Genomic DNA, 716 nt, shown 5'->3' on the forward strand with positions numbered 1-716 from the left:
CAGATCCTGACCCACAGTTGCTCAATCATCTCACACAGGATGGGCATATTTGAACGATGATAAATTGCTAAGCGAAATAGCCTGTTCGCATTAATGATTTGTTCCATGTCGCCCTTTTCTTGCGCCTGCTGTAATTTCTCGAGCAATTCCTCGAGTTCCGCCAGGTCTTGCGAGGTGAGGTTTTCAACAGCCAGAGTAACTGCCATTAATTCCAGCTCGTAGCGGATCCGATTGATTTCGTCTAATTGACGTTTCCCCACTTCCGGAACTGTAAATGCTTGTGCAGGTGCGACAGAAAGCGCATTCACCGAAACCAGACGTAATAATGCTTCACGCACAGGTGTAATACTCATACCTAATTGCTCCGCCAGATTTTTAGTAATCAGGCGTGCGCCAGGTTTTAATGCGCCAATACTAAGCTGATGTTTCAGGTCGTTCTCAACCTGCATAGTCAAACTGATATGCGGTATTTTTTCCGTTCCAGGCATGTTATTTCCTTCACGTGTATTCGTTCTAACTCTGCCGGTATAGCAGAAGTTGTTTACCTGGCGTATGAAGCTGAATAATCATTATCCACTCATCTTTATTGTTATTAGCCGTCGAACAGTGATGTAGTTAGTTAATTAAAGCTGAAAATAAGCTTTTTGCCTGGATTTTTATGGCGGCTTTACGCCGCCGTCGTATCTTTAATCATCACCCACCACGCGGATCACCAC

At 44.4% G+C, this 716-nt stretch carries 1 protein-coding gene; it reads right to left on the reverse strand.

The window, feature by feature from the left end:
* The coding region (gene mcbR / locus AC5O77_RS21800) for a colanic acid/biofilm transcriptional regulator McbR (protein ID WP_494507178.1) at positions 1-488 on the reverse strand (488 nt) is incomplete at its 3' end.
* Positions 489-716: the final 228 nt, after the last annotated feature.

It is taken from the genome of Stenotrophomonas sp. INTA L402-1 (assembly GCF_059295135.1).